Origin of the sequence: Mycolicibacterium brisbanense (genome assembly GCF_001570425.1) — a bacterium.
Taxonomy (GTDB): Bacteria; Actinomycetota; Actinomycetes; order Mycobacteriales; family Mycobacteriaceae; genus Mycobacterium; species Mycobacterium brisbanense.
Map to the genome: position 1 here is coordinate 1 of NZ_BCSX01000048.1, position 887 is coordinate 887.

At 67.5% G+C, this 887-nt stretch carries 2 protein-coding genes; both read right to left on the reverse strand.

Going from position 1 to position 887, the window contains the following annotated elements; translation table 11 throughout:
* Positions 1-2 precede the first annotated feature (2 nt).
* Positions 3-680 (reverse strand): NADH-quinone oxidoreductase subunit C, encoded by a 678-nt coding sequence (locus RMCB_RS27875; protein ID WP_062831344.1) that lies wholly within the window; start codon positions 678-680, stop codon positions 3-5.
* A partial coding sequence (locus RMCB_RS27880) for an NADH-quinone oxidoreductase subunit B family protein (RefSeq protein WP_456152465.1) occupies positions 677-887 on the reverse strand: 211 nt, incomplete at its 5' end. The genes RMCB_RS27880 and RMCB_RS27875, both read right to left, overlap by 4 nt.

Below are 887 nucleotides of genomic sequence, written 5' to 3' on the forward strand. Positions count from 1 at the left end.
CATCAGTGGTAGGACCTCCGCTGATCGGGCGGTGGGATCTGCGCGCCGTGGTACTGCACCGGGACCCCGCCGAGCGGGTAGTCCTTGCGTTGCGGATGCCCCACCCAATCGTCGGGCATCTCGATGCGGGTCAGCGCTGGATGACCGTCGAAGATGATGCCGAAGAAGTCGTAGGTCTCGCGCTCATGCCAGTCGGTGGTGGGATAGATCCCGTACAACGACGGGATGTGCGGATCGGCATCCGGCGCGGCCACCTCCAACCGGATCCGCCGGTTGTGCGTGATGGACATCAACGGATACACCGCGTGCAATTCCCGACCTGTGTCGTCGGGGTAGTGCACACCGCTCACACCGAGGCACATTTCGAACCGCAGCGCGGCATCGTCGCGCAACACGGCCGCGACAGCGGGCAGCTGCACCCGGCTCACCTCCAGCGTCAGCTCGTCGCGGTACACCACCACGCGCTCGATCGACACCGCGTAGCGTTGCGCGCCGAGCACCTCGGCCAGCCGGTCGACGACGTCGTCGAAATAGCCGCCGTAGGGCCGTGGCGTGCTGCCGGGCAGGGCGACTGAGCGGACCAGCCGACCGTAGCCCGAGGTGTCGCCGGTGCCTTGGGCCCCGAACATGCCGCGGCGCACCCCGATCACCTCCGGTGTGTCGCCCTTGGAGTCGCTCACCGCAGCAGCCCCTTGAGCTCGATGGTCGGCGCCACCGCCAGGGCGGCCTGCTCGGCCTCGCGGATGGCTTCGGCGCGGTTCACGCCGAGTGGCATCTGCGCAATCTTGTCGTGCAGCTTCAGGATTGCATGCAGCAGCATTTCCGGACGGGGCGGGCAGCCGGGCAGATAGATGTCGACCGGCACCACATGGTCGACACCCTGTACC